Annotated in this window: 1 protein-coding gene and 1 pseudogene; both read left to right on the top strand. The window is 44.7% G+C overall.

What is annotated here, in order from left to right:
- A pseudogene (locus QZT26_RS17640) lies at window positions 1–223 on the top strand (IS3 family transposase); the annotation flags it as partial.
- Window positions 224–236: 13 nt separating this feature from the next.
- On the top strand, window positions 237–1,058 hold the full coding sequence (locus QZT26_RS17635) for an IS3 family transposase (RefSeq protein WP_295104059.1): 822 nt from the start codon (window positions 237–239) through the stop codon (window positions 1,056–1,058).
- The last annotated feature ends 355 nt before the right edge of the window (window positions 1,059–1,413 follow it).

Genomic DNA, 1,413 nt, shown 5'->3' with positions numbered 1-1,413 from the left:
AAAGACGATAGCAGAGATATCATCGCAGTACGAGGTACACCGGACGCAAATAACAAAATGGCGGAAGCGGGCGTTGGAGGGGATAGTGGGGATATTTCAGGGAAAGGAGGGGAAGGAAATAGGGGACAAGGAGAGAGTAATAGATGAGTTGTACCGGCAAATAGGGCAACTGAAGGTGGAGAACGAGTGGCTCAAAAAAAAATCTAGAGAGATTGGGAGTTAAAGAGAAGAGGGGGTTGATAGAATCAGATAACAGGGAAATAAGTGTACGCAGGCAGTGTGAGCTGATAGGCTTAAACAGGTCGAACGTGTACTATGAGCCGGTGGTGGTGACAGAAGAGACAGTACAGCTAATGAATCGAGTAGATGAGATATTTACGGAATATCCCTTTTATGGGAGTCGGCGTATACAAGAGGCGTTAGAACGTGAGGGTATATGGGTAGGTAGGGAACGAGTGCAGAGGTGTATGAGGGAGATGGGATTGCGGGCGATATACCCGAAGAGGAGTCTGAGTAAGAGGCATCCTGGGCACAAGATATACCCCTATCTTCTCAGAGATAAGGAAATTAGCCGTCCGAATGAGGTGTGGGCGACGGATATAACGTACCTGAGGATTAAACGAGGATTTGTATACCTGACAGCAATACTAGATTGGTATAGTCGTTATGTGTTGTCGTGGCGTATAAGCAATACGATGGAAGTGACATTTTGTGTAGAGGCCTTGGAGGAGGCATTAGAGAAGGGTAGGCCGGAGATATTTAATAGTGACCAGGGTTCGCAGTTTACGAGCGATGAATTTACGGGGGTACTGTTAAGTAACGGGATCGCCATCAGTATGGATGGTCGTGGTCGTGCGTTTGATAACATTTTTACGGAACGTCTTTGGAGGAGCGTGAAGTACGAGGATATTTACATAAAAGAGTATGATGCTTGTCGTCATGTGCGCGAGGGATTAGAGAAGTATTTTGAATTTTACAACAACAGGAGGTATCACCAGGCGCTGGAATATAGAACACCGTATGAAGTCCATTTTGGAGTTTCCTGCGAGGATAAATGAGTGAATGGCGATGGTGGTGCATGGAAAAATCGCGGAGTGTGCAGAAGGGTAACTCCAGTCGCCCTACGGGCTCCTTCCGTTACCCTTCTGCACACTCTAATTGATGCATTAATGCATCTAAAAATTAACAATAAATGGTCTTGACAAACCCGTCCACTTTAAAGTAAAAAGAGCACAGGTGCTTCTTAAGAAGTATCAAGAAGAATCTATAACAGCAATTCAAAAATCGATAGGGCTAAGCAGAGAAACCATTTATAAATACATTGAAAAAGCATTGGCGTTAGGCCCGGAAGAAGCGTTAAGAGATAAATATCATCGACCTAAAGAGCCCACAATTACAGAGAACGCAAAGATG

Source organism: uncultured Candidatus Kuenenia sp. (genome assembly GCF_900696675.1).
Taxonomy (GTDB): domain Bacteria; phylum Planctomycetota; class Brocadiia; order Brocadiales; family Brocadiaceae; genus Kuenenia; species Kuenenia stuttgartiensis_A.
The sequence above is the reverse complement of the archived record's forward strand: the minus strand, read 5'-3'. Positions and strand labels throughout refer to the sequence as shown.